Source organism: Burkholderia sp. KCJ3K979 (assembly GCF_016759955.1).
GTDB classification, from domain to species: Bacteria; Pseudomonadota; Gammaproteobacteria; order Burkholderiales; family Burkholderiaceae; genus Burkholderia; species Burkholderia orbicola.
Window position 1 is genome coordinate 1 of the sequence record NZ_JACFYV010000039.1, and the last position, 25,382, is coordinate 25,382.

24 protein-coding genes are annotated in these 25,382 nt (G+C 67.0%); 4 read left to right on the forward strand and 20 right to left on the reverse strand.

The genetic code is table 11. The features are described 5' to 3' along the window. A partial coding sequence (locus H3O04_RS11770) for an LPS-assembly protein LptD (protein WP_202587737.1) occupies window positions 1–1,193 on the reverse strand: 1,193 nt, incomplete at its 3' end. 221 nt (window positions 1,194–1,414) lie between these two features. On the opposite strand from H3O04_RS11770, the gene H3O04_RS11775 reads away from it, so the two are divergent. Together H3O04_RS11775 and murU are read left to right on the forward strand one after the other, a co-directional pair. Next, window positions 1,415–2,464 carry an aminoglycoside phosphotransferase family protein gene (locus H3O04_RS11775; protein ID WP_027811447.1) on the forward strand — a complete coding sequence of 350 codons (1,050 nt, stop codon included), beginning with the start codon at window positions 1,415–1,417 and terminating at the stop codon, window positions 2,462–2,464. Between the two features lie 25 nt (window positions 2,465–2,489). Further along, window positions 2,490–3,212 (forward strand): N-acetylmuramate alpha-1-phosphate uridylyltransferase MurU, encoded by a 723-nt coding sequence (murU, locus tag H3O04_RS11780; RefSeq protein ID WP_202587738.1) that lies wholly within the window; start codon window positions 2,490–2,492, stop codon window positions 3,210–3,212. A gap of 215 nt (window positions 3,213–3,427) precedes the next feature. Here the strand turns inward: murU and H3O04_RS11785 are convergent, their stop codons facing one another. Further along, complete coding sequence (locus H3O04_RS11785; RefSeq protein WP_202587739.1) at window positions 3,428–5,299, reverse strand: ABCB family ABC transporter ATP-binding protein/permease; 1,872 nt, start codon at window positions 5,297–5,299, stop codon at window positions 3,428–3,430. A 175-nt stretch (window positions 5,300–5,474) separates the two neighbouring features. Here H3O04_RS11785 and H3O04_RS11790 point away from each other — a divergent pair, with 175 nt between their 5' ends. Further along, window positions 5,475–5,870 (forward strand): acyl-CoA thioesterase, encoded by a 396-nt coding sequence (locus H3O04_RS11790; protein ID WP_027809384.1) that lies wholly within the window; start codon window positions 5,475–5,477, stop codon window positions 5,868–5,870. 34 nt (window positions 5,871–5,904) lie between these two features. Here the strand turns inward: H3O04_RS11790 and H3O04_RS11795 are convergent, their stop codons facing one another. Next, window positions 5,905–6,387, reverse strand: coding sequence for a nitrate reductase associated protein (locus H3O04_RS11795; RefSeq protein ID WP_027811450.1), 483 nt, complete (start codon window positions 6,385–6,387; stop codon window positions 5,905–5,907). 114 nt (window positions 6,388–6,501) lie between these two features. On the opposite strand from H3O04_RS11795, the gene fdhD reads away from it, so the two are divergent. Then, complete coding sequence (gene fdhD / locus H3O04_RS11800; RefSeq protein ID WP_011546179.1) at window positions 6,502–7,356, forward strand: formate dehydrogenase accessory sulfurtransferase FdhD; 855 nt, start codon at window positions 6,502–6,504, stop codon at window positions 7,354–7,356. A gap of 51 nt (window positions 7,357–7,407) precedes the next feature. Here the strand turns inward: fdhD and H3O04_RS11805 are convergent, their stop codons facing one another. The 17 genes from H3O04_RS11805 to H3O04_RS11885 form a co-directional block, all read right to left on the reverse strand. Beyond that, window positions 7,408–8,175, reverse strand: coding sequence for an enoyl-CoA hydratase (locus tag H3O04_RS11805; protein WP_006477850.1), 768 nt, complete (start codon window positions 8,173–8,175; stop codon window positions 7,408–7,410). Between the two features lie 91 nt (window positions 8,176–8,266). Next, window positions 8,267–9,466, reverse strand: a complete 1,200-nt coding sequence (locus tag H3O04_RS11810; protein ID WP_006477849.1) for an acetyl-CoA C-acyltransferase — start codon at window positions 9,464–9,466, stop codon at window positions 8,267–8,269. Window positions 9,467–9,488: 22 nt separating this feature from the next. After that, entirely contained in the window at window positions 9,489–11,924 is a 2,436-nt protein-coding gene (locus H3O04_RS11815; protein ID WP_023477434.1) for a 3-hydroxyacyl-CoA dehydrogenase/enoyl-CoA hydratase family protein, read from the reverse strand. Between the two features lie 118 nt (window positions 11,925–12,042). Beyond that, a complete protein-coding gene (locus H3O04_RS11820) occupies window positions 12,043–13,830 on the reverse strand; it encodes an acyl-CoA dehydrogenase C-terminal domain-containing protein (RefSeq protein ID WP_006485746.1) in 1,788 nt (595 codons plus the stop codon). A 57-nt stretch (window positions 13,831–13,887) separates the two neighbouring features. Then, window positions 13,888–14,487, reverse strand: a complete 600-nt coding sequence (locus tag H3O04_RS11825; protein WP_006477846.1) for a TetR/AcrR family transcriptional regulator — start codon at window positions 14,485–14,487, stop codon at window positions 13,888–13,890. A 199-nt stretch (window positions 14,488–14,686) separates the two neighbouring features. Beyond that, window positions 14,687–15,961, reverse strand: coding sequence for a cardiolipin synthase ClsB (gene clsB, locus H3O04_RS11830; RefSeq protein WP_006477845.1), 1,275 nt, complete (start codon window positions 15,959–15,961; stop codon window positions 14,687–14,689). Further along, window positions 15,958–16,452 carry a dihydroneopterin triphosphate diphosphatase gene (nudB, locus tag H3O04_RS11835; protein ID WP_202587740.1) on the reverse strand — a complete coding sequence of 165 codons (495 nt, stop codon included), beginning with the start codon at window positions 16,450–16,452 and terminating at the stop codon, window positions 15,958–15,960. The genes clsB and nudB overlap by 4 nt, the downstream gene beginning before the upstream one ends. A gap of 158 nt (window positions 16,453–16,610) precedes the next feature. Continuing rightward, complete coding sequence (gene aspS / locus H3O04_RS11840; RefSeq protein WP_202587741.1) at window positions 16,611–18,413, reverse strand: aspartate--tRNA ligase; 1,803 nt, start codon at window positions 18,411–18,413, stop codon at window positions 16,611–16,613. A 68-nt stretch (window positions 18,414–18,481) separates the two neighbouring features. Further along, window positions 18,482–19,132, reverse strand: a complete 651-nt coding sequence (locus H3O04_RS11845) for a DUF502 domain-containing protein (RefSeq protein WP_006477842.1) — start codon at window positions 19,130–19,132, stop codon at window positions 18,482–18,484. A 61-nt stretch (window positions 19,133–19,193) separates the two neighbouring features. Continuing rightward, on the reverse strand, window positions 19,194–19,547 hold the full coding sequence (locus tag H3O04_RS11850; RefSeq protein ID WP_011546185.1) for an FmdB family zinc ribbon protein: 354 nt from the start codon (window positions 19,545–19,547) through the stop codon (window positions 19,194–19,196). Between the two features lie 95 nt (window positions 19,548–19,642). Then, on the reverse strand, window positions 19,643–20,269 hold the full coding sequence (locus tag H3O04_RS11855; protein ID WP_202587742.1) for an SAM-dependent methyltransferase: 627 nt from the start codon (window positions 20,267–20,269) through the stop codon (window positions 19,643–19,645). A 17-nt stretch (window positions 20,270–20,286) separates the two neighbouring features. Continuing rightward, window positions 20,287–21,864 (reverse strand): ubiquinone biosynthesis regulatory protein kinase UbiB, encoded by a 1,578-nt coding sequence (ubiB, locus tag H3O04_RS11860; RefSeq protein ID WP_202587743.1) that lies wholly within the window; start codon window positions 21,862–21,864, stop codon window positions 20,287–20,289. A 12-nt stretch (window positions 21,865–21,876) separates the two neighbouring features. Next, on the reverse strand, window positions 21,877–22,503 hold the full coding sequence (locus H3O04_RS11865; RefSeq protein WP_174388613.1) for a ubiquinone biosynthesis accessory factor UbiJ: 627 nt from the start codon (window positions 22,501–22,503) through the stop codon (window positions 21,877–21,879). A gap of 164 nt (window positions 22,504–22,667) precedes the next feature. Then, window positions 22,668–23,699, reverse strand: coding sequence for a Tim44 domain-containing protein (locus H3O04_RS11870; protein ID WP_006477838.1), 1,032 nt, complete (start codon window positions 23,697–23,699; stop codon window positions 22,668–22,670). A 41-nt stretch (window positions 23,700–23,740) separates the two neighbouring features. Further along, window positions 23,741–24,472, reverse strand: a complete 732-nt coding sequence (ubiE, locus tag H3O04_RS11875) for a bifunctional demethylmenaquinone methyltransferase/2-methoxy-6-polyprenyl-1,4-benzoquinol methylase UbiE (RefSeq protein WP_006477837.1) — start codon at window positions 24,470–24,472, stop codon at window positions 23,741–23,743. Window positions 24,473–24,524: 52 nt separating this feature from the next. Then, on the reverse strand, window positions 24,525–24,938 hold the full coding sequence (locus H3O04_RS11880) for a gamma-butyrobetaine hydroxylase-like domain-containing protein (protein WP_202587744.1): 414 nt from the start codon (window positions 24,936–24,938) through the stop codon (window positions 24,525–24,527). After that, window positions 24,935–25,378 (reverse strand): HIT family protein, encoded by a 444-nt coding sequence (locus H3O04_RS11885; protein ID WP_011546191.1) that lies wholly within the window; start codon window positions 25,376–25,378, stop codon window positions 24,935–24,937. The genes H3O04_RS11880 and H3O04_RS11885 overlap by 4 nt, the downstream gene beginning before the upstream one ends. Between the last annotated feature and the right edge of the window lie 4 nt (window positions 25,379–25,382).

The window sequence follows — 25,382 nt, forward strand, 5'->3', positions numbered from 1 at the left end:
CGGCTGTACGGCGCGATCGACGGCGGCAGCGTCTGCCAGTGCTGGTAGCGCGCGAGCACCGACCACGGCCCGTTGTTGTACGTGAGGCCCGCTTCCTGCTGGTACAGCGTCTGCGTCCCGTTGATGAACTGGTTCGCCGAGCCGAGGTCTTCGGGATACGTGTTGTCCGAGACCTTGTTGTAATAGACGTAGCCGCCGAAGCCGCCGCCGAAGTTCTGCTGGTGCTGCCAGTAGATCGCGTAGCGGTTGCGGTGCGCGAGCCGGTCATCCGGCAGGTAATTGGCCGTAAACGTGCCCGAATACGACGGCGACAGATAGCGGAACGTCGCTTCGGTCATCACGCCGCGCCGCGAGATGATGCGCGGCGTGAGCGTCAGGTCGCGGTTCGGCGCGATGTTGAAGTAGTACGGCAGCGACAGCTCGAAGCCGTTGCTCGAGTTCATCGAGAACGTCGGCGGCAGCAGGCCGCTGCGCCGCTCGCCCGACAGCGGGAACGTCATCCACGGGCTCGCGAAGATCGGCACGCCCTGGAAGAACAGCACGCCGTTGCGCGCGGTGCCTTCGTCGGCGCCCGTATCGAAATCGAAGCGGCTGCCCTTGATGTACCACGCGGGGTTCGTCGAGCACTGGCACGCCGTATACGTGCCGTTGACGAACACCGAGCGCTCGTTGTCGACCATGTCGACACGCTCCGCGCTGCCCGAGCCGCCCGTCACGTTGAAGTGATACTTCGGCGCGGTCATGAAGCCCTGGTTCGCCTCGATCTTCAGGTGCGCCTCGGGCCCGGCGAACGACGTGCCGCCATTGATCACCTTGACCTGGCCGTACGCATCGGCCATGTCGGTATCCTGATCGTAGTGGATCGCGTCGGCCTTCACGACGGCGTCGCCGCGCCGCAGCTCGGCCGAGCCCTTCGCGGCGAGATCCTGCTCGGCGGTGCCGCTCGTATGGTCAGCGATCACGAAGGCGGCGGGCTTCGCGCCGTCCTTCAGCGGATGATCCTCGAGCTGGGGCGCGAGACGCAGATCCCACGGCGAGTCGAGCGGCTGCGGCTGCGCAGCCGCGCCCGACAGCTGCGCATACGACACGGCCGGCACGAGGCCGGGCACGGCCAGGAGCGCGAGCGCGAGCCGCCGTTTGCGCGGCGCCCCGTCACCGGGGAAAACATTCGGGAATAGCGGTTTGGGCGGCATCTATCGTTTGGCGAATCGCCCCTTGTCAACCGCGCCTGCACGGCACCTCGCGCGCGGCGGCCGCGCCGTCGAGCCGCGACTGCGGCTCTTCGCAAACCGGGGAGGCGATCGGGCGGACGGCGCGACAGGCGGCGGGCCTGCACGGCGGAAGCTGACGCGGGGCGCGTCAAAAAAGTCGTGGGGTATTATATGGCAAGACGTTCCCCCCTCCGCCGAGTTTCATGACGCCCCCATCCGCCGCATCCCAGCCCGACGCCCGCCTCGACGCGCTCACCGCGTGGCTGCACCCGCTCGCCGAGCGCTACGCCCTCGACCTGTCGACCCTCGCGCCCGCCTCGTCGGACGCCAGTTTCCGCCGCTACTTCCGCGTCGCGTCGGCCGCGAGCCCCGGCGGCACGCTGATCGCGGTCGATGCGCCGCCGCCCGAGAAGTGCCGCGAGTTCGTCCAGGTCGCGCAGTTGCTCGCCGCGGCCGGCGACCACGTGCCCGACGTGCTGGCCCACGATTTCGACGCGGGCTTCATGCTCGTGACCGACCTCGGCCGCACGTCGTACATCTCGGTGCTCGATCCGGCCGACCCGGCCGCCGCACGCCCGCTGATGCGCGCCGCGCTCGATGCGCTGATCCGCTTCCAGCTCACGTCGAAACCGGACGTGCTGCCGCCGTTCGACGAAGCGTTCCTGCGCCGCGAAATGGAGCTGCTGCCCGAATGGTTCGTCGGCCGCCACCTCGGCAAGCCGGTCACCGACGCGATGCGCGGCACGCTCGACCGCACCTTCGCGCTGCTGGTCGCGAGCGCGCACGCGCAGCCGCAGGGTTTCATGCTGCGCGACTTCATGCCGCGCAACCTGATGGTCTGCGAGCCGAACCCCGGCGTGCTCGACTTCCAGGACGCCGTGTATGGGCCGCTGACGTACGACGTCGTGTCGCTGCTGCGCGACGCCTTCATCAGCTGGGACGAGGAGTTCGAGCTCGACTGCTTCGCGTATTACTGGGAAAAGGCGAAAAAGGCCGGCCTGCCGGTCGATCCGGATTTCGGCGAGTTCTATCGCCAGCTCGAATGGATGGGGCTGCAGCGCCATATCAAGATCCTCGGCCTGTTCGCGCGCATCAACTACCGCGACGGCAAGCCGCATTACCTGAACGACCTGCCGCGCTTCCTGACCTATGCGCGCAAGGTCGCGCTGCGCTATCGCCCGCTCGTGCCGTTCGCGAAGCTGCTCGACGAGCTCGAGGGCAACGCGCCGGCCGACGTCGGCTATACGTTCTGACCGTCCTCACGCCCCCCAGTCGAACATGAGCACTACCCTGACCACGGCGATGATCTTCGCCGCCGGACGCGGCGAGCGGATGCGCCCGCTGACCGACACCCGCCCGAAACCGCTGCTCGAAGTCGGCGGCAAGCCGCTGATCGTGTGGCAGATCGAGGCGCTCGCGCGGGCGGGCATCGAGACGATCGTGATCAACCACGCGTGGCTCGGCGAGCAGATCGAGGCGGCGCTCGGCGACGGTTCGCGCTGGGGCGTGCGGCTCGCGTATTCGGCCGAAGGCGACGCGCTGGAGACCGCGGGCGGCATCGCGCAGGCGCTGCCGCTCATCGAGCGCGACGGGCGGCCGGCCGTGTTCGCGGCCGTCAGCGGCGACGTGTACTGCGCGTTCGACTACCGGACGCTCGCCCCGCGCGCCGCCCGGATGGCCGCGCTCGACACGCCGGCGATGCACCTGGTGATGGTGCCGAACCCGCCATTCCACCCGGCCGGCGACTTCGCGCTCGGCGACGACGGCCGTCTGGCGCTCGACGGTGCCGCGCGCCTCACGTTCGGCAACATCGGCCTGTACGACACGCGGATGTTCCGCGACCTCGCGCCCGGCACGCGGCGCGCGCTGACACCGTACTATCGCGCGGCGATCGAAGCCGGCCACGCAAGCGGCGAACTGTACGAAGGCATCTGGGAGAACGTCGGCACGCCCGCACAGCTCGGCGAACTCGACGCGCGGCTGCGCGCCGCGGCAAGCTGATCGTTTCGCGACTGACTGCCGGTTCCCCGGCGTGGCGGCCGATGGACTCACAGGCTGATGACGGTGCCTGGTCAACCGGCCGCGAACCGATCCGGGATCGAATGCCGGGAACGCCCCGCCGGCTCACCCGGCCGTGACGGCGTCACGCTGCACGCCGCCGGACAGCCGACCCACCATCCGCTCCAGCCACCCGCCGTGTCGCGCGGCACCCACGCTCAAGCAGCCTCGGCCTCTTCCCCACCCGCCGCCGCACGCTGCCGTTGCAGCGCCCACATCTGCGCATACAGCCCGTCGGCGCGCACGAGTTCGTCGTGCGTGCCGCGCTCGACGATCCGCCCGTGGTCCATCACGAGGATCTGCTGCGCGTGCACGACCGTCGACAGACGGTGCGCGATCACGAGCGTCGTGCGATGCCGCGCGATCTGGTCGAGTTCGTGCTGGATCGCGCGTTCCGAGCGAGAATCGAGCGCCGACGTCGCTTCGTCGAACAGCAGCACCGGCGGGTCCTTCAGCAGCGTGCGCGCGATCGCGACGCGCTGCTTCTCGCCGCCCGACAGCTTCAGCCCGCGCTCGCCCACCGGCGTGTCATAGCCCTTCGGCAAAGTTTCGATGAAATCGTGGATGTGCGCGGCGCGCGCGGCCGCGACCACCTCGTCGCGGGTCGCCGTCGGCCGACCGTACGCGATGTTGTAGTAGATCGAGTCGTTGAACAGCACCGTGTCCTGCGGCACGATCCCGATCGATGCGCGCAGCGATTCCTGCGTGACGTCGCGGATGTCCTGACCGTCGATCCGGATCGCACCGCCCGTCTCGCGGTCGAGATCGTAGAAACGGAACAGCAGCCGCGACAGCGTCGATTTGCCCGAACCGCTGTGGCCGACCACCGCGGTCGTCGTGCCGGCCTCGATCGTAAACGTCACGTCGTGCAGGATCTGCCGCGACGGCTCGTACGCGAAGTTCACGTGTTCGAAGCGCACCTGCGCGCCGGCCACCGCGAGCGGCCGCGCATCGGGCCGGTCGGCCACTTCCTTCGGCGCGGACAGCAGCCCGAACATCCGGTCCATGTCGGTCAGGCTCTGCTTCAGCTCGCGATAGACGACGCCGAGAAAGTTCAGCGGAATGTACAGCTGCAGCATGAACGTGTTGATCAGCACGAGATCGCCGAGCGTCAGCTTGCCCGCGAGCACGCCCTGCGTCGCGCGCCACAGGATGAACACGAGGCCTGTGCCGATGATCGCCTGCTGGCCGAAGTTCAGCACCGACAGCGAGTTCTGCGAGCGGATCGCGGCCTTCCGGTAGCGCTTCAGGTTCTCGTCGTAGCGCTGCGCCTCCCACTCCTCGTTGCCGAAGTACTTCACCGTCTCGTAGTTGATCAGCGAATCGATGGCCCGCGAGTTCGCGCGCGAATCGAGCTCGTTCATCGTGCGGCGGAAGTGCGTGCGCCAGTTGGTGACCTTCACGGTGAACACGATGTACGTGACCAGCGCGGCGAACGTCACGTACGCGTAGTAGGCCTCGTACTTGACCACGAAGAAGCCGAGCACGAGCCCGACCTCGACGAGCGTCGGCAGGATGCTGTACAGCGAATACGAAATCAGTTGCTGGATGCCGCGCGTGCCGCGCTCGATGTCGCGCGACATGCCGCCCGTCTGGCGTTCGAGATGAAACCGCAGCGACAGCCCGTGCAGATGCCGGAACACCTGCAGCGCGAGCTGGCGCACCGCGCTCTCGGTGACCTTCGAGAACAGGATCTCGCGCAGCTCGGTAAAGAGCGACGTCGACAGCCGCACGAGCGCATACGCGACCACCAGCAGCCCGACGCCGCCCGCGAGCACGATGCCGGCCGACTGTTCGGCACGGCCGAGCGCGGTGAGCTGCTGGACGTAGGACAGATGGTCGACGATGCGCTTCATCACGACCGGCACGCCGAGGTTCGCGACCTTCGCACCGATCAGGCAGCCGAGCGCGAGCGCGACGCGCCATTTGTAGGTGGTCAGGTACGGCAGCAGCGACCGGATGGTCTGCCAGTCGTTGCGAGGCCCGGTCGAAGCCGGCGCGGGCTCGCCGGAAGCAGGAAATCGGCGCATGGGGAAGGGTTCCGCGGCGGGGCTCCAACCGTGTCTCGACGGCCGGCTCGCGCGCTTTCTCGTACAATTTGTGAACGTTGTATTGTCGCAGAAGCCGCTTCGCGCCGCTGCCGGCGCCCTCGCCGGCCAAGCCTGCGCGCGGCGGCTCATTTATTACAGGATGAAAGCCCCCGCCATGACCGATTCGACCCTCGAACTCCCGCAGAAGCAACCCGCGCTGCGCGTCGTCCCGCAACCGCACGACGCGAACGTCCACGGCGACGTGTTCGGCGGCTGGATCATGTCGCAGGTCGACATCGCCGGCTCGATCCCCGCGAGCCAGCGCGCGAACGGCCGCGTCGCGACGGTCGCGGTCAACTCGTTCGTGTTCAAGCAGCCGGTATTCGTCGGCGATCTGCTGAGCTTCTACGCCACCATCATGCGCACCGGCAACACGTCGATCACCGTCGACGTCGAGGTGTACGCACAGCGCATGCGCCTGATGGGCGAAGTCGTGAAAGTCACCGAAGCGACGCTCACCTACGTCGCGACCGGGTCGGACCGCAAGCCGCGCCAACTGCCGCCGCTCTGACGACGGACACGCGCCGCGCCGCAGCATACGGCCGTCAGTGCGTGGCGGCCAGCCCGAACTCCCGCATCGCCGGCACGAAATCGTGATTCAGCGCCGGCTTGCGCGACAGCTTGACCAGCACGTAGCGCTGGAATGGCGCAAGCCGCTGCCACTGCGCGAGCGCCGGCGCCGGCAGCCCGGCCAGCGCGCTTTGCTGCACGAGCGACGCCGGCACCGTGTCGACGGCGCGCCAGGCCGGTTGCTCGTCCGGCTGGAACCATGACGGCTCCAGATCGGCGTGCGTGCGCAGCATTTCGAACAGCGCGTGATCGAAATTGGGCTCGATCGCGGTGTCGTCGTCGGCCGGAAAGCGCGCGAGCAGCTTGCGGTCCTCGAGCGGCAGCAGTTGCCACTGTTCGAGCGAAATCCGCAGCCCGAAGCGGTCGAGATTGAAACGCACGATCATCGGGATATACGTGAAGTTTTCCGACGAATCGTGTTCGAAGTTGAAGAGCAACGGAGCGTCGCTGAGTCCCATGGTCGTTACCTGACGTGGCGGATGCCGGCGCGGCCGGCTTGCCTGGGGTATTTTAGAACCTCTGCGCGCGGGCGGCGGCACGATCGTCGCCGACCGCGCTTCGAATCAACGGGAGTGCTCGTGAATCCGACCCAATCAGACGAACTGCACGACGCATTGCGCGACGAACCGCGCGGCGCGATCGAGCTGCCCGTGAGCCGCACGCGCGGCGGCGCGGTCGAGACCGCGCACGACTTCGTCGGCCAGGAATGGCCGGTCGCACTCGTCTTCAACGGCATCTCGCACGCGGTGATGATGTGTACGCCATGCGACCTCGAAGCGTTCGCGGTCGGCTTCGCGATCTCGGAAGGCATCGTCGCGCGCGGCAGCGACATCAAGGACATCGAAGTGATCCTGCACGCCGACGCGCCGCTGCCGCATGCGGAAGTCCATCTGGAAGTGGTCCAGCAGGCGTTCGCCGCGCTGAAGGACCGGCGCCGCGCACTCGCGGGGCGCACGGGCTGCGGCGTCTGCGGCATCGAGAGCATCGACCTGCTCGACCTCGCGCCCGAACGCGTGCCCGATACCGGTTTTCTCGCGCGCCTCGCGCCCGACGCGCTGGCGCGCGCCGCGCATGCGCTGCCGGCGCATCAGGCGCTCACGAAACTGACCGGCGGCCTGCACGCGGCCGCGTGGTGCGACGCAACAGGCGCGATTCGCGCGGCATTCGAGGATGTCGGCCGCCACAACGCGCTCGACAAGCTGATCGGCTCGCTCGTGCTGTCGCGCGCCGATACCACCGACGGCTTCGTGTTCCTGTCGAGCCGCGCGAGCTACGAGCTCGTACGCAAGGCCGCGCGGGTCGGCATCCCGCTGGTCGCGACCATCTCCGCGCCGTCGTCGCTCGCGATCGAGATCGCGAAGGCGGCCGGCTTGCGGCTCGTCAGCTTCTGCCGCGAAACCGGCCACGTCGATTACGGCACGGCCTGATCCAGACCGTGCGAGCGCGCCGACGGTCTCCCGCTGGCGCGCGCCGGTCCGTCAGTCGAACTGACGGAAATCCGGCTTGCGCTTCTCGAAGAACGCGGTCATCGCCTCGCGCGCCTCCGGCGCGCGCAGCATCTCGGAGAAGTGCGCGGCTTCCTCGGCCATCCGCGCGGGCGTCGCCACGCCGCCCGTATCCTTGAGCAGCGCCTTCGTCACCCGCAGCGATGCCGCCGGCAACGCGGCCAGCTTCGCCGCCTGCTTCGCCGCGAACGCGTCGAGTTCGGCCGCCGGCAGCACGCGGTTGACGATGCCGATCCGGTGCGCTTCCAGCGCGTCGAACGCCTCGCCCAGCAGCAGCTTCTCGGCGGCGACCTGATGGCCTGCCAGGCGCGGCAGCAGTGCGCTCGACGCAGCTTCCGGGCACAGCCCGAGCTGCACGAACGGCAGCGAGAACGTCGCGGTGTCGGCCGCGTAGACCAGATCGCAGTGCAGCAGCATCGTCACGCCGACGCCGACCGCGATGCCCGGCACCGCGGCCACGACCGGCTTGCTCGCGCTGCTGATCCGCGCCAGGAACTGGAACACCGACGCGGTGTCGTCCTGCGGCGGCGCCTTCAGGAAATCCTCGAGATCGTTGCCCGCGCTGAAATTGCCGTCGCTGCCGCGCAGCAGGATCACGCGCGTCGCCTTGTCTTCCTGCGCGTCGGCGAGCGCATCGGCCATCGTCTGGTACATCGCCGCCGTCAGCGCATTCTTCTTCGCCGGGCGCGCGATCGTGATCGTCATCACGCCGTCGGCGCGTTCCACTTGAATGTCGGCCACAACCGTCTCCTTTGACTGTCTCTACCGGAATGAAAAAACGGTGCGCGAGCTCGTGGCCCGCGCACCGTCGTCGCTTCTCGTCGTGTCCCGCTTACAGGCGTTCGATGATGCCCGCCGCACCCATGCCGGTGCCAACGCACATCGTGACCATCCCGTACTTCAGGTTGCGGCGGCGCAGGCCGTGCACGACGGTCGCCGCGCGGATCGCGCCGGTCGCGCCGAGCGGGTGGCCCAGTGCGATCGCGCCGCCCATCGGGTTGACCTTCGACGGATCGAGACCGAGGTCGCGCATCACCGCCAGCGACTGCGCGGCGAATGCCTCGTTCAGCTCGATCCAGTCGAGATCGTCCTGCTTCAGGCCCGCGGCCTTCAGCGCGGCCGGAATCGCTTCCTTCGGACCGATCCCCATGATTTCCGGCGGCACGCCGCGCACCGCGAAGCTCACGAAGCGCGCGAGCGGCGTCAGGTTGAATTCCTTGAGCACCTTCTCCGACACGACGAGCAGCGCACCCGCGCCGTCCGACGTCTGCGAGCTGTTGCCGGCCGTGACCGAACCCTTGTTCGCGAACACCGTGCGCAGCTTCGCGAGGCCTTCGAGCGACGTATCGGCGCGCGGACCTTCGTCGAGCTTGATCTCGCGCGTCTTCACGTCGACTTCGCCGGTCGCGAGGTTCGGGAACCGCTCGGTGATCGTGTACGCGGCGATTTCGTCGCCGAACTCGCCGGCCTGCTGCGCGGCGAGCGCCTTGCGGTGCGACTCGACCGAGAACGCGTCCTGGTCGTCGCGGCTCACCTTCCACTGTTCGGCGACGCGCTCGGCCGTCAGGCCCATCCCGTACGCGATGCCGAAGTCTTCGCTGCGATCGAAGATGTGCGGCGACATCGACGGCTTGTTGCCCATCATCGGCACCATGCTCATCGATTCGCAGCCGCCCGCGAAGATCGCGTCCGATTCGCCGACGCGGATGCGGTCGGCCGCCATCGCCAGCGCGGTGATGCCCGACGCGCAGAAGCGGTTGACCGTCACGCCGCCGACCGTCTGCGGCAGGCCGGCGAGCAGCGCGCCCATGCGCGCGACGTTCAGGCCCTGCTCGGCTTCCGGAATCGCGCAGCCGATGATCGCGTCCTCGATCACCTTCGTGTCGAGACCGGGCACCTGCGCGACGGCCGACTTGATCGCGTGAACCAGCAGCTCGTCGGGGCGCGTGTTCTTGAAGACACCGCGCGGGGCCTTGCCGATCGGCGTGCGGCTGGCGGCGACGATGTATGCGTCTTGCAGTTGTTTGCTCATTTCAGACTCCTTGTCTGCTCGCTCAGTTACGCACCGGCTTGCCGGTCTGCAACATGCCCATGATCCGTTCCTGCGTCTTCTGCGTGCCGAGCAGCTCGACGAACGCGCGGCGCTCCAGCGCGAGCAGCCATTCTTCGTCGACGAGGCTGCCGGCTTCGACGTCGCCGCCGCACACGGCTTCGGCGATGCGGCTCGCGATCAGGTAGTCGTGGTCGCTGATGAAGCGGCCGTCACGCATGTTGACGAGCGATGCCTTGATCGTCGCGATCGCCGAGCGGCCCGCGACCGGCACGTCCTTCGCGCGCAGCGGTGCGCGATAGCCGGTATCGGCCAGCGCACGCGCTTCCTTCTTCGCGGTGTCGAGCAGTTCGAACACGTTGAAGACGATCGTGTCGGACGGCTTCACGTAGCCCATCGCCCGTGCGTCGTGCGCGGACGCCGACACCTTCGCCATCGCCGCGTTCTCGAACGACTTCGTGACGAACTTCAGGATGTCGGTGGTCGCGTTCGCGGCCGTCGCGGCGTCTGCCGCGCGCAGCGCCGCTTCCTTCAGGCCGCCGCCGGCCGGCACGAGGCCGACGCCCACTTCGACGAGGCCGATGTAGCTCTCGACGTGCACGACGCGCTTCGCGCTGTGCAGCATCAGCTCGCACCCGCCGCCGAGCGCGATGCCCGACACGGCTGCCACGACCGGCACGTTCGCGTACTTCACGCGCAGCATGCCTTCCTGGAACTTCTTCACGAACGGCTCGATGCCCTTCGCGCCGCCCATCATGAACGCGGGCATCGCCTCTTCGAGGTTCGCGCCGGCCGAGAACGGGCCGCCCGGCGTGCCGAGCTTCAGCGACGTCGGCTGCCAGATCACGACGCCCTTGTAGTCCTTCTCCGCGAGTTCGATCGCCTGCACGAGGCCGTCGATCACGCTCGGTCCGATCGTGTTCATCTTCGACTTGAACGACACGATCACGACGTCGTCTTCACCGGCACGGTCGTCGACCCACGCGCGCACCGCGTCGGTCTCGAACAGCGTCTTGCCGTACGTCTTCGGATCGGCGCCCGCTTCGCCCAGCAGCGGCGCGCGGAACACCTGCTTGCGGTACACGGGCAGGTCCGAACGCGGCACGAAGCGCTTCGATGCCGGCGCCCACGAGCCTTCGGCCGTGTGCACGCCGCCCTTCTCGGCGACCGGGCCCTCGAGCACCCACGACGGCAGCGGCACGTTCGCGAGCGCCTTGCCGGCCGCGATGTCTTCCTGCACCCACTCGGCGACCTGCTTCCAGCCGGCGGCCTGCCAGCCTTCGAACGGGCCTTCGTTCCAACCGAAGCCCCAGCGGATCGCGAGGTCGACGTCGCGCGCGTTGTCGGCGATCGACTCGAGATGCACGCCGATGTAGTGGAACACGTCGCGGAAGATCGACCACAGGAACTGCGCATGCGGATGATCCGTCTCGCGCAGCAGCTTCAGGCGTTCCGCCGGCGGGCGCTTCAGGATGCGGCCGACCGTTTCGTCCGCCTTCGCGCCGGAATCGACGTAGCTGCCCGTCTTCGCGTCGAGCACCTTGATCGCCTTGCCTTCCTTCTTGTAGAACCCGCCGCCCGTCTTCTGGCCGAGCGCGCCCTGCTTCACCAGTTCGGCGAGCACGGCGGGCGTCTGGTAGACCGGAAAGAACGGATCGTCGGCGAGGTTGTCCTGCATCGTCTTGATCACGTGCGCCATCGTGTCGAGGCCGACCACGTCCGCGGTGCGGAACGTCGCCGACTTCGCGCGGCCGAGGCGGCTGCCGGTCAGATCGTCGACTTCGTCGAAGCGCAGGCCGAACTTCGCGGCCTCGGTGATCACCGCGAGGATCGAGAAGATGCCGACGCGGTTCGCGATGAAGTTCGGCGTGTCCTTCGCGCGCACGACGCCCTTGCCGACGACGCTCGTCAGGAAGGTTTCGAGCTGGTCGAGGATTTCCGGACGCGTATGCGCGGTCGGGATCAGCTCGACGAGGTGCATGTAGCGCGGCGGGTTGAAGAAGTGCACGCCGCAGAAGCGCGCCTTCAACTCGTCCGAGAAACCTTCGGACAGCTTCGTGATCGACAGGCCCGACGTGTTGGTCGCGAAGATCGCGTTCGGCGCGATGTGCGGCGCGACCTTCTTGTACAGGTCGTGTTTCCAGTCCATCCGCTCGGCGATCGCTTCGATCACGACGTCGCATTCGGCGAGCTTCGCGATGTCGTCTTCGTAGTTCGCCGCCTCGAGGTACTTCGCATCGTCCTTCACGCCGAACGGCGCGGGCGACAGCTTCTTCAGGTTTTCGATCGCCTTCAGCGCGATCGCGTTTTTCGGGCCTTCCTTGGCCGGCAGGTCGAACAGCAGCACCGGCACGCGCGCGTTGACGAGGTGCGCGGCGATCTGCGCGCCCATCACGCCGGCGCCCAGCACGGCGACCTTGCGAATCAGGAAATTGCTCACGGGATGTCTCCGGATAGTGTCGTGCAGCGCGGAATGTGAGGGCTGCACGGCGAAGTGAGTACCAGGAACCGTTGCGTTCGGGCGGCGCGGCACGCGGCGCGCACCGCCCGGACTCGCGTCAGAACAGCGATTCGTCGACTTCCATCAGCGTCTTCGAACCGGCGCGCGCGGCGCGGATCGTCGATGCCGTTTCGGGCAGCAGACGCGCGAAGTAGAAGCGGGCGGTGGCGAGCTTCGACTTGTAGAACGGATCGCCCGACGCTTCCTTGTCGAGGGCGAGGCGCGCCATGCGCGCCCAGAAGTACGAGAACACCAGGTGGCCGACGGTACGCAGGTACGGCACGGCGGCCGCGCCGACTTCGTCCGGGTTCTGCATCGCCTTCATGCCGATTTCCATCGTCAGCTTCTGCACCTTTTCACCGATGTCGGCGAGCGGGTTGATGAACTCGGCCATCTCCGGCTTCACGCCTTCGGCTTCCGCGAATTCGGTCACGAGCTTGCCGAACTTCTTCAGCTTCGCGCCCATGTCGCCGAGCACCTTGCGGCCCAGCAGGTCGAGCGACTGGATCGAGTTGGTGCCTTCGTAGATCATGTTGATCCGCGCGTCGCGCACGTACTGCTCCATGCCCCACTCGGAGATGAAGCCGTGGCCGCCGTAGATCTGCATCGCGTGGTTGGTCGACTCGAACGCGTTGTCGGTCAGGAACGCCTTGATGATCGGCGTGAGCAGCGCGACGAGGTCGGCCGCTTCCTTGCGCACCGCTTCGTCGGCGTGCGACAGCTCCTTGTCGATCTGCAGCGCGGACCAGTACGTGAATGCGCGCGCGCCTTCCGCGTAGGCCTTCTGCGTGAGCAGCATGCGGCGCACGTCCGGATGCACGATGATCGGGTCGGCCGGCTTGTCCGGTGCCTTCGGGCCCGTCAGCGAGCGCATCTGCAGGCGTTCCTTCGCGTACGTCAGCGAGTTCTGGTACGCGACTTCCGTGAGGCCGAGGCCCTGCATGCCGACGCCGAGGCGCGCGGCATTCATCATCACGAACATCGCGTTCAAGCCCTTGTTCGGCTCGCCGACCATCCAGCCCTTCGCGCCGTCCAGGTTCATCACGCACGTCGAGTTGCCGTGGATGCCCATCTTGTGCTCGATCGAGCCGCACTTGATGCCGTTGCGCTCGCCCGGCTCGCCCGCGGCGTCCGGAATGAACTTCGGCACGATGAACAGCGAGATTCCCTTCGTGCCTTGCGGCGCGTCCGGCAGGCGCGCGAGCACGAGGTGGATGATGTTCTTCGACATGTCGTGCTCGCCGCTCGAGATGAAGATCTTCGTGCCGCTGATCGAGTACGAGCCGTCGCCGTTCGGTTCGGCCTTGGTGCGCAGGATGCCGAGGTCGGTGCCGCAGTGCGGCTCGGTCAGGCACATCGTGCCCGTCCATTCGCCCGACACCAGCTTCGGCAGGTATTGCTGCTGCAGTTCCGGCGCGCCGTGCGCGTGCAGGCATTCGTACGCGCCGTGCGACAGGCCCGGATACATCGTCCACGCCTGGTTCGCCGAGTTCAGCATTTCGTAGAGTGCGTTGTTCACGAACGCGGGCAGGCCCTGGCCACCGTAGTCCGGATCGCAGCCGAGCGCCGGCCAGCCGGCCTCGACGTACTGCTGGTAGGCTTCCTTGAAGCCGGTCGGGGTCTTCACGACGCCGTCGCCTTCATACGTGCAGCCTTCGCGGTCACCGACCTGGTTCAGCGGGAACAGTACCTCGGAGCAGAACTTGCCCGCTTCCTCGAGGACCTGGTTGATCGTGTCGGCGTCGAGGTCCGCATGCTTGGGCATTTGCTTGACTTCGGCTTCGACGTTCAGAAGCTCGTGCAACACGAATTGCATGTCGCGCAGCGGCGCGGCGTACTGTCCCATGACTCTCTCCAAAGGTGGGCAAACGGCTCGAGCTCCTGGCGGGCGGGTCACGCGCCGCTAACGGCTCTCGCTCTGATACGAAACAATCGTCTTTTCCAGCGCGGCCCACGTGAGGCGCACGGCGTCCGGCGAATGCAGGAAGCGTGCGTCGTGATGCAAGCCGAGCGTGAAGCTGTACAACTCGAAGAGCATCAGTTCCGGATCCGTATCCGCACGCAGATGCCCTTCTTCCATCGCCTGCGAAATGGCGCGCAGCAACGCGGCACGCCAGGCGGTCACGCTCGCGATCAACTGCTCGCGCACGGGGCTGTCCGGCCGGTCGTCGTACTCCACTGCGCCGCTGATGTAGATGCACCCGGTCGTCACCTCCTGGATGCGCTTCTCGATCCAGCGCGCCAGCATCGCCCGAAGACGCGGCAGACCGCGCGACTCGCGCAGGCTCGGAAAGAACACCTCGTTCTCGAAACGATGGTGGTACTCGCGGACGACCTCGACCTGCAGGTCTTCGCGCGATCCGAAGTGCGCGAACACGCCGCTCTTGCTCATCTGCATGCGCTCGGCCAGCAGGCCGATCGTCAGCCCCTCCAGCCCGTCACGGCTGGCGAGGTCCAAAGCAGCTTCAAGTATCGCGGCACGCGTCTGTTCGCCTTTTCGCATAGCTATTTCTGTAACCGTTCGGGGGTTCGAATAAAATCGAACGGCCGTACTATTATTGAGTGCGGCCGCTCGCGAAACAAGGAAATTATTAGAAACCGGTGTCTAACCGAGCCGCTATTTTGCGCGATTCCGGCGGGACCGGAGCGGCTTTTCCGCACGAACGTGCGGACAGATTTTTGAAGCGAATACTTAGTCGGCGTCAGTCGTAACCGCCGACCGTCAGCGCCTTCATCACGACGCGGTACGTGGTGTACGCGAGCCAGTTCAGCAGCCGTTCGATGCGCGGGCGGGCGGCATAGTGCGCGGCGTCGATCTCCCGCCCTTCGGCAAACGCGGTGGCGATCGCGTCGCGCAACTGGTTCGTCACTGCATCGTAGCGCACCAGCACGACGTTCGCTTCATTGTTCAGCATCAGGCTCAGCGCGTCCAGATTCGACGAGCCGACCGTCGCCCAGTTGTCGTCGATCACGGCGACCTTGCCGTGCAGGATCGTCTTGTCGTATTCGGCCACGCGCACGCCCGCGCGCAACAGCGAGTGATACAGGAACGGCACGGCCGTATCGAGCGCCGTGAACTCCTTGCGGCCGATCAGCACCTGCACGTCGACGCCGCGCCGTGCCGCGCCCGTCAGCGCGCGGCGCAGCTTGCGGCCCGGCATGAAGTACGGATTCGCGAGCAGGATGCGCTGGCGCGCCTGGCCGATCGCCGCGAGATACGCCTTTTCGATCGCGCGGCGGTTCACGACGTTGTCGCGCGCGACGAACGCGACGCTCGGCTCCGTCACGACCCGCAGCGCGCCGGCCTTGACCCACCGGTGGCTGCGCATCCAGCGCCGGAACATGTCGGGGAACGCTTCGCCGCCGTGCAGTCCGGCCGCGTACTGCGCATACGGCTTGTGGCCGAACTGGATCCGGTGCCACTGCAGCTCGAACGCGGCGCGCACGTCGGACACCGCGGGCCCGGCCATCTCGACCGCGAAATCCCAGCGCGGGAACGGCAGCGTCGCGCTGCCCTGCGTGTAGTCGTCGACGATGTTGATGCCGCCGCAGAACGCGGCCGTCTGGTCGATCACCGCGAGCTTGCGGTGCGTGCGCGAGAAGCCGAAACGGCCGAACAGGAAACGGTTGTAGATGCAGTGCTCGACGCCGGCTTCGGCCCATGTGTCGAACAGCGGCAGGCGCGCGGTGCCGATGCCGTCGGTGATCACCCGCACGCGCACGCCGCGCTGCGCCGCGCGGATCAGCGCATCGGACACCGGACGGCCGGCCTCGTCGTCGCAGAAGATGTAGGTTTCGAGCATCACCTGCTCGCGGGCGGCGTCGATCCGCTCGATCAGCGCGTGGAAGAATTCGCCGCCGGTTTCGCACAGCCGCACCGTGTTGCCGGCCGTAAACGCGAGCCGCGACGCCGAGCCGCGCTCCTGCAGGAACATCTGCCGCAATTGCGCGAAGCGCTTGCGGGTCTCCGCATTCATGCGGACGAGCCGTGCGGCGCACGCGCGAGGGTCATGCGTGCGGGCAATTGCAGGATCGCCTCGGCGTTCGACGGCGAGAAGCAGCGCGCGGCCGCCTCGCGGAACGGCAGCCACGCATGGTCGACATGCTCGCGCGGCGACAGCGTCACGTCGACGCGATGCGGCACGCACAGGCCGAACCAGTGCTCGACGTTGCGCGTGACGCCCGGCGCATAGCGATGCAGGTATTGCGGATAGATCGTGTACTCGATCCGGTGATGCCAGTCGACGAGCGCGCTGGCCGGCACGTCCGGCGTGCCGACCGCGATGCCGGTTTCCTCGGCCACTTCACGCGCGGCGGTGAGCGCGAGCGGCTCGTCGAGCGTGTCCTTCGAGCCGGTGACCGATTGCCAGAAATCGGGCTGGTCGGCACGCTTGATCACGAGCACATCGAGGTCGGGCGTGTAGATCACGACGAGAACGGATTCGGGGATTTTCGGCGGCTTCGTCATCTTTGTTTCATGCGGCACAGGGCCGTGCGCCGGGCCTGCGCCCGAACGTGCGGCAAGTGCTGCGACTGTACCGCAAAAAACGAAAAAGGCGCATCACTGCGCCTTTTTCAGGGTGCCGTGCGTGCGTGACCGCACACACGACCGGGGGCGAAAGCGCGTTACGCCTTCGGCTGCTCCGGCTGACGCAGACGGATGTGCAGCTCGCGCAATTGACGCTCGTCGACCGGGCTCGGCGCCTGCGTGAGCAGATCCTGCGCACGCTGCGTCTTCGGGAACGCGATCACGTCGCGGATCGAATCGGCGCCGGCCATCATCGTGACGATGCGGTCGAGGCCGAATGCGATACCGCCGTGCGGCGGCGCGCCGTACTGCAGCGCGTCCAGCAGGAAGCCGAACTTCAGTTGCGCTTCTTCCGCACCGATCTTCAGCGCGCGGAACACCTTGCTCTGCACTTCCTCGCGGTGGATACGCACCGAGCCGCCGCCGATTTCCCAGCCGTTCAGCACCATGTCGTAGGCCTTCGCGAGGCAACGGCCCGGGTCGGTCTCGAGATACTCGAGGTGCTCGTCCTTCGGGCTCGTGAACGGGTGGTGCGCGGCGACGTAGCGCGCATCTTCGTCGTCGTATTCGAACATCGGGAAGTCGACGACCCACAGCGGCTTCCAGCCGGCCTGGACCAGACCGTTCGCCTTGCCGAATTCCGAATGGCCGATCTTCAGGCGCAGCGCGCCAAGGCTGTCGTTGACGATCTTCGCGCGGTCGGCCGCGAAGAAGATGATGTCGCCGTCTTCGGCGCCGGTGCGCTCGAGGATCGCGGCGATCGATGCGTCGTGCAGGTTCTTGACGATCGGGCTTTGCAGGCCGTCGCGGCCCTTCGCCTTCTCGTTGACCTTGATCCACGCGAGGCCCTTCGCGCCGTAGATCCGCACGAATTCCGTGTAGCCGTCGATGTCGCCGCGCGACAGCTCGCCGCCCTTCGGCACGCGCAGCGCCGCGACGCGGCCGTCCTTCGCGTTGGCCGGCGTGCTGAACACCTTGAAGTCGACGTCCTTCATCGCGTCGGTCAGCTCGGTGAATTCGAGCTGCACGCGCAGGTCCGGCTTGTCCGAACCGAAACGCGCCATCGCTTCCGAGTACGGCATCACCGGGAATTTCGCGTCGAGCTCGACGTCGATCGTCGTCTTGAAGATGTGACGGATCATGTCCTCGAACAGGTCGCGGATTTCCTGCTCGCCGAGGAACGACGTCTCGCAGTCGATCTGCGTGAATTCCGGCTGACGGTCGGCGCGGAGATCCTCGTCGCGGAAGCACTTGGTGATCTGGTAGTAACGGTCGAAGTTCGCGACCATCAGCAGCTGCTTGAACAGCTGCGGCGACTGCGGCAGCGCGAAGAACTGGCCCGCGTTCACGCGCGACGGCACGAGGTAGTCGCGCGCGCCTTCCGGCGTGCTCTTCGTCAGCATCGGCGTCTCGATGTCGATGAAGCCCTGCTCGTCGAGGTACTTGCGCGCCTCGATCGCGACGCGGTAGCGCAGGCGCAGGTTGTGCTGCATCTGCGGGCGACGCAGGTCGAGCACGCGGTGCGTGAGACGCGTCGTTTCCGACAGGTTGTCGTCGTCGAGCTGGAACGGCGGCGTGACCGACGCGTTCAGCACGTTCAGTTCGTGGCACAGCACTTCGATCTTGCCGCTCTTCAGGCCGGCGTTGACCGTGCCTTCCGGACGGTTGCGCACGAGGCCCTTGATCTGCACGCAGAACTCGTTGCGCACGCCTTCGGCGGTCGCGAACATCTCGGCGCGATCCGGATCGCACACCACTTGCACGAGGCCTTCACGATCGCGCAGGTCGATGAAGATCACACCGCCGTGATCGCGGCGGCGCTGCACCCAGCCGCACAGCGACACGGTTTGGCCCAGCAGATGTTCGGTCACGAGACCGCAGTATTCAGTACGCATCGACATGATGTTTGCTTTCGTTCGGTTTGATCAACGGGCGCCGCAACGCGCGGCCCGGGGCGATGATTCTTTACTTACAGCGGCGGCTCGACGGGACGGCGGGCGGGCGCCGGAGCAGGCGCCGAAGGCGCCACGACGCCCATCGAGACGATGTACTTGAGCGCGGCATCGACCGACATGTCGAGTTCGATGACTTCGCTCTTCGGCAGCATCAGGAAGAAGCCCGACGTCGGGTTCGGCGTCGTGGGCACGTACACGCTCACGTACTCTTCCGTCAGATGGTTGACCACGTCGCCGCCGGGCGTGCCGGTCAGAAACGCGATCGTATACGAGCCGCGGCGCGGGTATTCGATCAGCAGCGCCTTGCGGAACGCGTTGCCGCTGCTCGACAGCAGCGTGTCCGATACCTGCTTGACGCTCGTGTAGATCGGCCCGACGACCGGGATGTGGCGCACGACCGCGTTCCACCACGTGACGAGCTTCTGGCCGATGAAGTTCTGCGTGGCCAGCCCGACGACGAAGATGAACGCGAGCGTCAGCACCGCGCCGATCCCCGGCAGATGGAAGCCGAGCATCCGCTCGGGCTGCCACGATTCGGGCAGCAGGAGCAGCGTCTGGTCCATCGTGCCGATGATGAGGCCGAGCACCCACAGCGTGATCGCGAGCGGGACGAGAACCAGCAAGCCGGTCAGGAACACCGTTTTCAGGGTCGTCTTTTTCATCATCTGCCGTCAATGAACCGCGCCTGCGGCGCGAGTGGGTCGCGACCCGGCCGGGCCGCGACGGTCAACTGCCGGCGGCGGGCGTCGCGGCCGGAGCCGGCGCGGCGCTCGTCGTCGTGGTGCTGCCCGAACTGCTCGCCGCAGCCGGCGCGGCAGCGGCGGGTGCGGCTTCCGCCGCGGGTGCTGCCGGCGCCGCGTCGCCCGACGCCGTCGCCGGTGCGCTGGCGCCGCCCGAGCCGCCGCGGAAATCGGTGACATACCACCCCGAGCCCTTCAGCTGGAAACCGGCGGCGGTCACCTGTTTGCGAAAAGCATCCTTCCCGCATTCAGGGCATTGCGTCAGCGGCGCGTCGCTCATCTTCTGGAGCACGTCCTTCGCGAAACCGCACGCTTCGCATCGATAGGCGTAGATCGGCATGATATTTTTCCCGCAGAAACTGGAAACGGCTTGCAAAACCTTGAATTATAGCCGAAACCCCGACGCGCTCCGGCAATGGCCGCGACGCCCGCGCATCAGCGACGGCGCCACGTGAGCCAGCGCTCGTGCCCGTCGAACACGGCCAGCGAATCGGTCACGGGCAAATCCTCGAGCAGCTCGAAGTACGGCGCGAGCAGCGCATCGAGTTCCGCCCGCTCGATCCCGAACGGCGGCCCCTTCGGTTTGGCCACCACGAAGAAATAGCCGGCCAGCAATCCGCCCGTGGGCAGCAGTTCGGCCATCCGCGCCGCATAACCGGCGCGCAGGCTCGGCGGCAACGCGCACAGGAACGCGCGCTCGTACACCCACTGCACGTCGAACGGCGGCCGGTACTGGAAAAAATCGGCCTGCTCGACGACGTCCGCATGCGCGCCGAGTTGCGCCTTCGCCGCAGCGACCGCCTGCGCGGCGAAATCGATCGCACGCACCGGCCAGCCGGCCTGCGCAAGCCAGCCGGCCTCCTGCGCACTGCCGCAGCCGGGAATCAGCACCGCGCACGGCTCGTGCCGCTGTGCGAATGCGCGAAACCCGTCCGGCACGCCGCCGAATTCCCACGGCGTCACGCCGCGTGCGAAACGCTCGTCCCAGAACGATGCGCTACCGGGGTCGCGCGTCGCGAAATCGGCGGCCGACGGGGCGGCCAGTTGCTTCGGATCGGACATCGCCGCGCTCCTTTCGATCAAGCGCCGTACGCGAGCGCGAGCAGCACGCGCGCGACGAGCGCCCCGACGCCGACGGCCAGGCCGAAGATCAGCAACGCCTGCAGCAGCCGGTTCGTCCGCTTCTGCTCGACGAGGACCTGACGCATCAGCTCCTCGCTCGCGGCACGCGGCGCGTCGTGGCGCGCGGCCAGTGCATGGTGGATCAGGCGCGGCAGTTGCGGCAGCGTCTTGCTCCACTGCGGCGCCTCGACCTTGAACCGCTCGTACCAGCCGCGCAGGCCGATCTGCTCGGTCATCCAGCGCTCGAGATACGGCTTCGCGGTCTTCCACAGGTCGAGTTCGGGATCGAGCGAGCGGCCGAGCCCTTCGACGTTCAGCATCGTCTTCTGCAGCAGCACGAGCTGCGGCTGGATCTCGACGTTGAAACGGCGCGACGTCGAGAACAGGCGCATCAGCACCTGGCCGAGCGAGATGTCCTTCAGCGCGCGATCGAAATACGGCTCGCACACCGCGCGGATCGCGCTTTCGAGCTCCTCGACGCGCGTCGAGGGCGGCACCCAGCCCGATTCGAGGTGGAGCGTCGCGACACGGTGATAGTCGCGCTTGAAGAACGCGAGGAAGTTCTGCGCGAGGTAATTCTTGTCGAAATCGGACAGTGCGCCGACGATCCCGAAATCGAGCGCGATATAACGGCCGAACGTGTTCGGGTCGAGGCTCACCTGGATGTTGCCCGGATGCATGTCCGCATGGAAAAAGCCGTCGCGGAACACCTGCGTGAAGAAGATCTCGACGCCTTCGCGCGCGAGCTTCTTGATGTCGACGCCGGCCGAACGCAGCGTCTCGACCTGGCTGATCGGCACGCCGGTCATGCGCTCCATCACGAGCACCTGCGACGTCGAGAAATCCCAGAACATCTCGGGTACGAGCAGCAGGTCGAGGCCCGCGAAGTTGCGGCGCAGCTGGCTGCCGTTCGCGGCCTCGCGCATCAGGTCGAGCTCGTCGTGCAGGTACTTGTCGAATTCGGCGACGACCTCGCGCGGCTTCAGGCGCCGGCCGTCGGCCCACATGCGCTCGGTCCACGTCGCGATGTCGCGCATCAGCGCGAGGTCGGAATCGATCACCGGCAGCATGTTCGGCCGCAGCACCTTGACGGCGACGGCCTTGCCCGCGTGCACGCCCTGCTTCAGCTTCGCGAAGTGCACCTGCGCGATCGACGCGCTCGCGATCGGCTCGCGCTCGAATTCGTCGAACAGCTCGTCGACCGGCGCGCCGAGCGACTTCTCGATGATCGCGATCGCGACGGCCGAATCGAACGGAGGCACCTGGTCCTGCAGCTTCGCGAGTTCGTTCGCGAAATCGACCGACAGCAGGTCGCGGCGCGTCGACAGCACCTGGCCGAACTTCACGAAGATCGGGCCGAGGCTTTCGAGCGCGTGACGCAACCGCACGGCGGGCGGATCGGAGAAGCGGCGGCCGATCGTCGTGATCCGCAACAGCAGCTTCACGCGCCGGTCGTCGATCCGGGACAGCATCACTTCGTCGAGACCAAAGCGGATGACGGTGTAGACAATCTTGATGAAACGGAAAATGCGCATGCCCTGCGGCCCTCAGTGCGCGCCGCGCGGGCCGGAACCCGTGCGCGCGCCGATTTTTTGTTCGAGTCGCTCGACCCGCTTTTCGACCCGCGCGAGCGCATCGCGTGCGCGCGCCAGTTCGGCGTCGAAGCCGCCGAGCGACGCGCGCCGGACGACCTGCGGGTTCTCGTCGAGCCAGTATTCGGCGACGGAATCGAGCACATTGCGGCCGGTGCGGCGCGCGCGCGCGCCGGCGTCGCGCACGACCGTCGCGATCCGGTACGCCGCCGCGTCGCCGACCAGCTTCGCGAGATCTTCTTCCGGCTCCCAGCGCAGGTGCTCGGCCAGCTTCGCGATCTGCGTCGCGAATTCCGCGTCGCCTTCGATCTTCACATGCTTCATCACGGCCGCCTGGCCGCCCTGCAGGAACGCGGCGACCGTGTCGCCGGCAAGCGCGATCGACACGTCGACCTGTTGCGCATCGTGCGCGTCGACGGCCGACAGATAGCCGTCGGGCTGCACCAGCAGCGTGAGCGTGACGGGGGACACGTCGATCCGGGCAGTCTTGCCCGCATAGGGAATCAGGCGGTCGCGCGCCCACGATTCGCGCGCGAGCAAGTGGTTGACGGCAGCAGCAAAAGGCTTGGCGGCAAAGGTCATCGGGCTGGGAAAGAAAAAACCCGCGCAGGCCGGGCGCCCACGCGGGTTTCTATTGTAACGTCGGATCGGCGGCAGACCGTGCCTGACCGTACACCCGGGCGGCAAGCGGTCGCAGTGCGGCGGCCGTCGCCCGGGTGCCCGGCGGCGCAGGCCGCCGGCCACGCTCAGTGCGTGTTGATCTGCTGGATACCCGCGAGCAGCCAGCCCTGACTGCCCGACTTCGACAGGTTCCACACCTCGTCGAACGGCGCGGCCGACGTATTCGCCGATTCGCGGATCAGGCCGTGGAAGCGCACGCTCGCCGACTGCTCGATGCCGCGATCCTCGATCGCGACCAGTTCCGCGTCGAGCTGCACGACGTCGGTCTGATTCGCATCGTTGCCGCGCGAATCGAGGTCGATCTTGATCTCGGCGAACATTTCGGGCGTCGTGAACTCGCGGATGTCGGCCAGGTTGCCCTGGTCCCACGCCGCCTGCAGGCGCACGAAATAGACTTTCGCGCTGCGCAGGAACGCTTCGGTGTCGAAGCCGGCCGGCACCTGCAGCGGCGCCGCTGCCGCCGCGGCCGCGCCGGCGGCCGCTGCACCGCCGCCGAACACGCCCTGCGCTTCGTTCGCATAGCTGCTGCCGCTGCCCGCGTAATTGCTGCCGGTGTTGCCCTGCTGGAACGACGGGCTTTGCGAGTAGCCGCCCGACGACGAAGCCGCGCCGCCGACCGAATACGCCGGCTCCTGCGGGCGACGGCGGTTCATGAACTTGCGGATCAGCCAGATGCCGACCATCGCGAGCAACGCGATCACGATGACGTTCGCCATCATGCTCGCGAATGCGCCGCCGAGACCGAAGTGCGACAGCAGCGCCGCGATGCCGAGACCGGCCGCGAGGCCGGCGATCGGCCCAAGCCAGCGCGAGCGGTTGGGCTGCGCGGCCGGCGTGGGCGCGGCCGGGTTCGCACGCTGCGCCTGCGACGGCGCGGCCTGCTGCATCGGCTGCTGCGCGGGCGGCGTGGCCTGGCGCTGCGTGACGGTGGAATTCTGGCGGCCGATGCTGCGCCCGCCGCCCATGCGCCGGGCTTCGGCGTCGAGCGATGCGAACGTGCCGGCCGTGAGCAGGCCGACCATCAGCAGCGTGCCGACCCGTCGAGCCCACGGCTTCGACGGTTTGCTACGGTTGAACAACGAACGCGATTCAGACATCAGCTTCTCCGAATGTAAGACGAATGTAGGGAAAGAACCCCTTAGTACTTGGTCCCTAGGTGTAAAGCTACCACGCCACCTGACAAATTGTAATATTTGACGGCGTCGAGGCCCGCTTGTTCCATCATCGTCTTCAGCGTGTCCTGATCGGGGTGCATCCGGATAGATTCAGCAAGATACCGATAACTTTCAGCATCTTTCGCGAACTTGTCGCCAAGCCACGGTAATACTTTGAAAGAATACAGATCGTACGCCTTTTTCAGCGGATCCCAGACTTTCGAGAATTCCAGCACCATCACGCGGCCGCCGGGCTTCGTCACGCGGCGCATCTCGGCGAGCGCGGCATCCTTGTGCGTCATGTTGCGCAGCCCGAACGCGACCGTGACCACGTCGAAGTAGTTGTCCGGAAACGGAATTTTCTCGGCGTCGCACAACAGCGACGGCGTCACGACGCCCTTGTCGAGCAGCCGGTCACGGCCGACGCGCAGCATCGATTCGTTGATGTCGGTATGCCAGACCTCGCCCGTCGGCCCGGCCGCCTTCGCGAACGACTTGGTCAGGTCGCCGGTGCCGGCCGCGATGTCGAGCACCTTGAAGCCGGGGCGCACATTCGCCTGCGCGATCGTGAACGCCTTCCACGCGCGGTGCATGCCCGCCGACATCAGGTCGTTCATCAGATCGTAGTTGCTCGCGACCGAATGAAACACGCCCGCCACTTTCTTCGCTTTTTCGTTTTCCTCGACGCTCTCGAAGCCGAAGTGGGTTTTGCTCATCGCGTTGATCCTCAGTAAATGGCAAGACGGCGCCGAGCGGGCGCCGTCGATTTCAGTGGCAGTGGCCCTGCGGCGCGCCGGCCGCCTGCATCGGCGCGTCGCGCTCGACGCCCGCCGCCTTCAGTTTGTCGAAATAGTCGCGCCACAGCGCGTCCTGCTGCGTCGCCAGCTCGTACAGCAGATCCCACGAGTAGATGCCGGTCGAATGGCCGTCGGAGAACGTCGGCTGCAGCGCGTAGTTGCCGACGCCCTCGAGCGCGGTGATCGTCACTTCGCGCTTGCCGGTCTGCAACGTCTCCTGGCCGGGCCCGTGGCCGCGCACCTCGGCCGACGGCGAATAGACGCGCATCAGCTCGAACGGAATCCGGTAACTCTCGCCGTTCGGATACTGCAATTCGAGCACGCGCGACACCGCGTGCACGACGACGCCGGACGGAATCGGCGTCGTGGAAGTCAAACCGCTCATGCTTGCCTCGAATCGGTCATGCGTTGAATTTCCTCGCGCACCGCATTGTGCAGCAGCGAGGCCTGCGCCGCGCGCGAGCGCAGCAGCGCCTCGGACACGCTGCGCTGGCGCGGTGCCCACACGGGCTGCGGAAAATGGGCATCGTTGGAAAAACGCGGAATCACGTGCCAGTGCACGTGCGGCACCATGTTGCCGAGGCTCGCGAGATTCACCTTGTTCGGCTGCATCACGCGGCGCACGGCCCGCTCGACCGCGTAGACCACGCGCATCAGATGTGCCCGCTCGGGCTCGCCGAGATCGGAGAACTCGGCCACGTGCGCGCCCCAGATCACCCGGCAGAAGCCCGGGTAGTCGTGCTCGCCCGTGGCGAGCACGACGCGCAGCGCATCGTCCTGCCAGAGCACCTCGCCGCCGTCTTCACGGCAAAACACGCATTCCATCGTC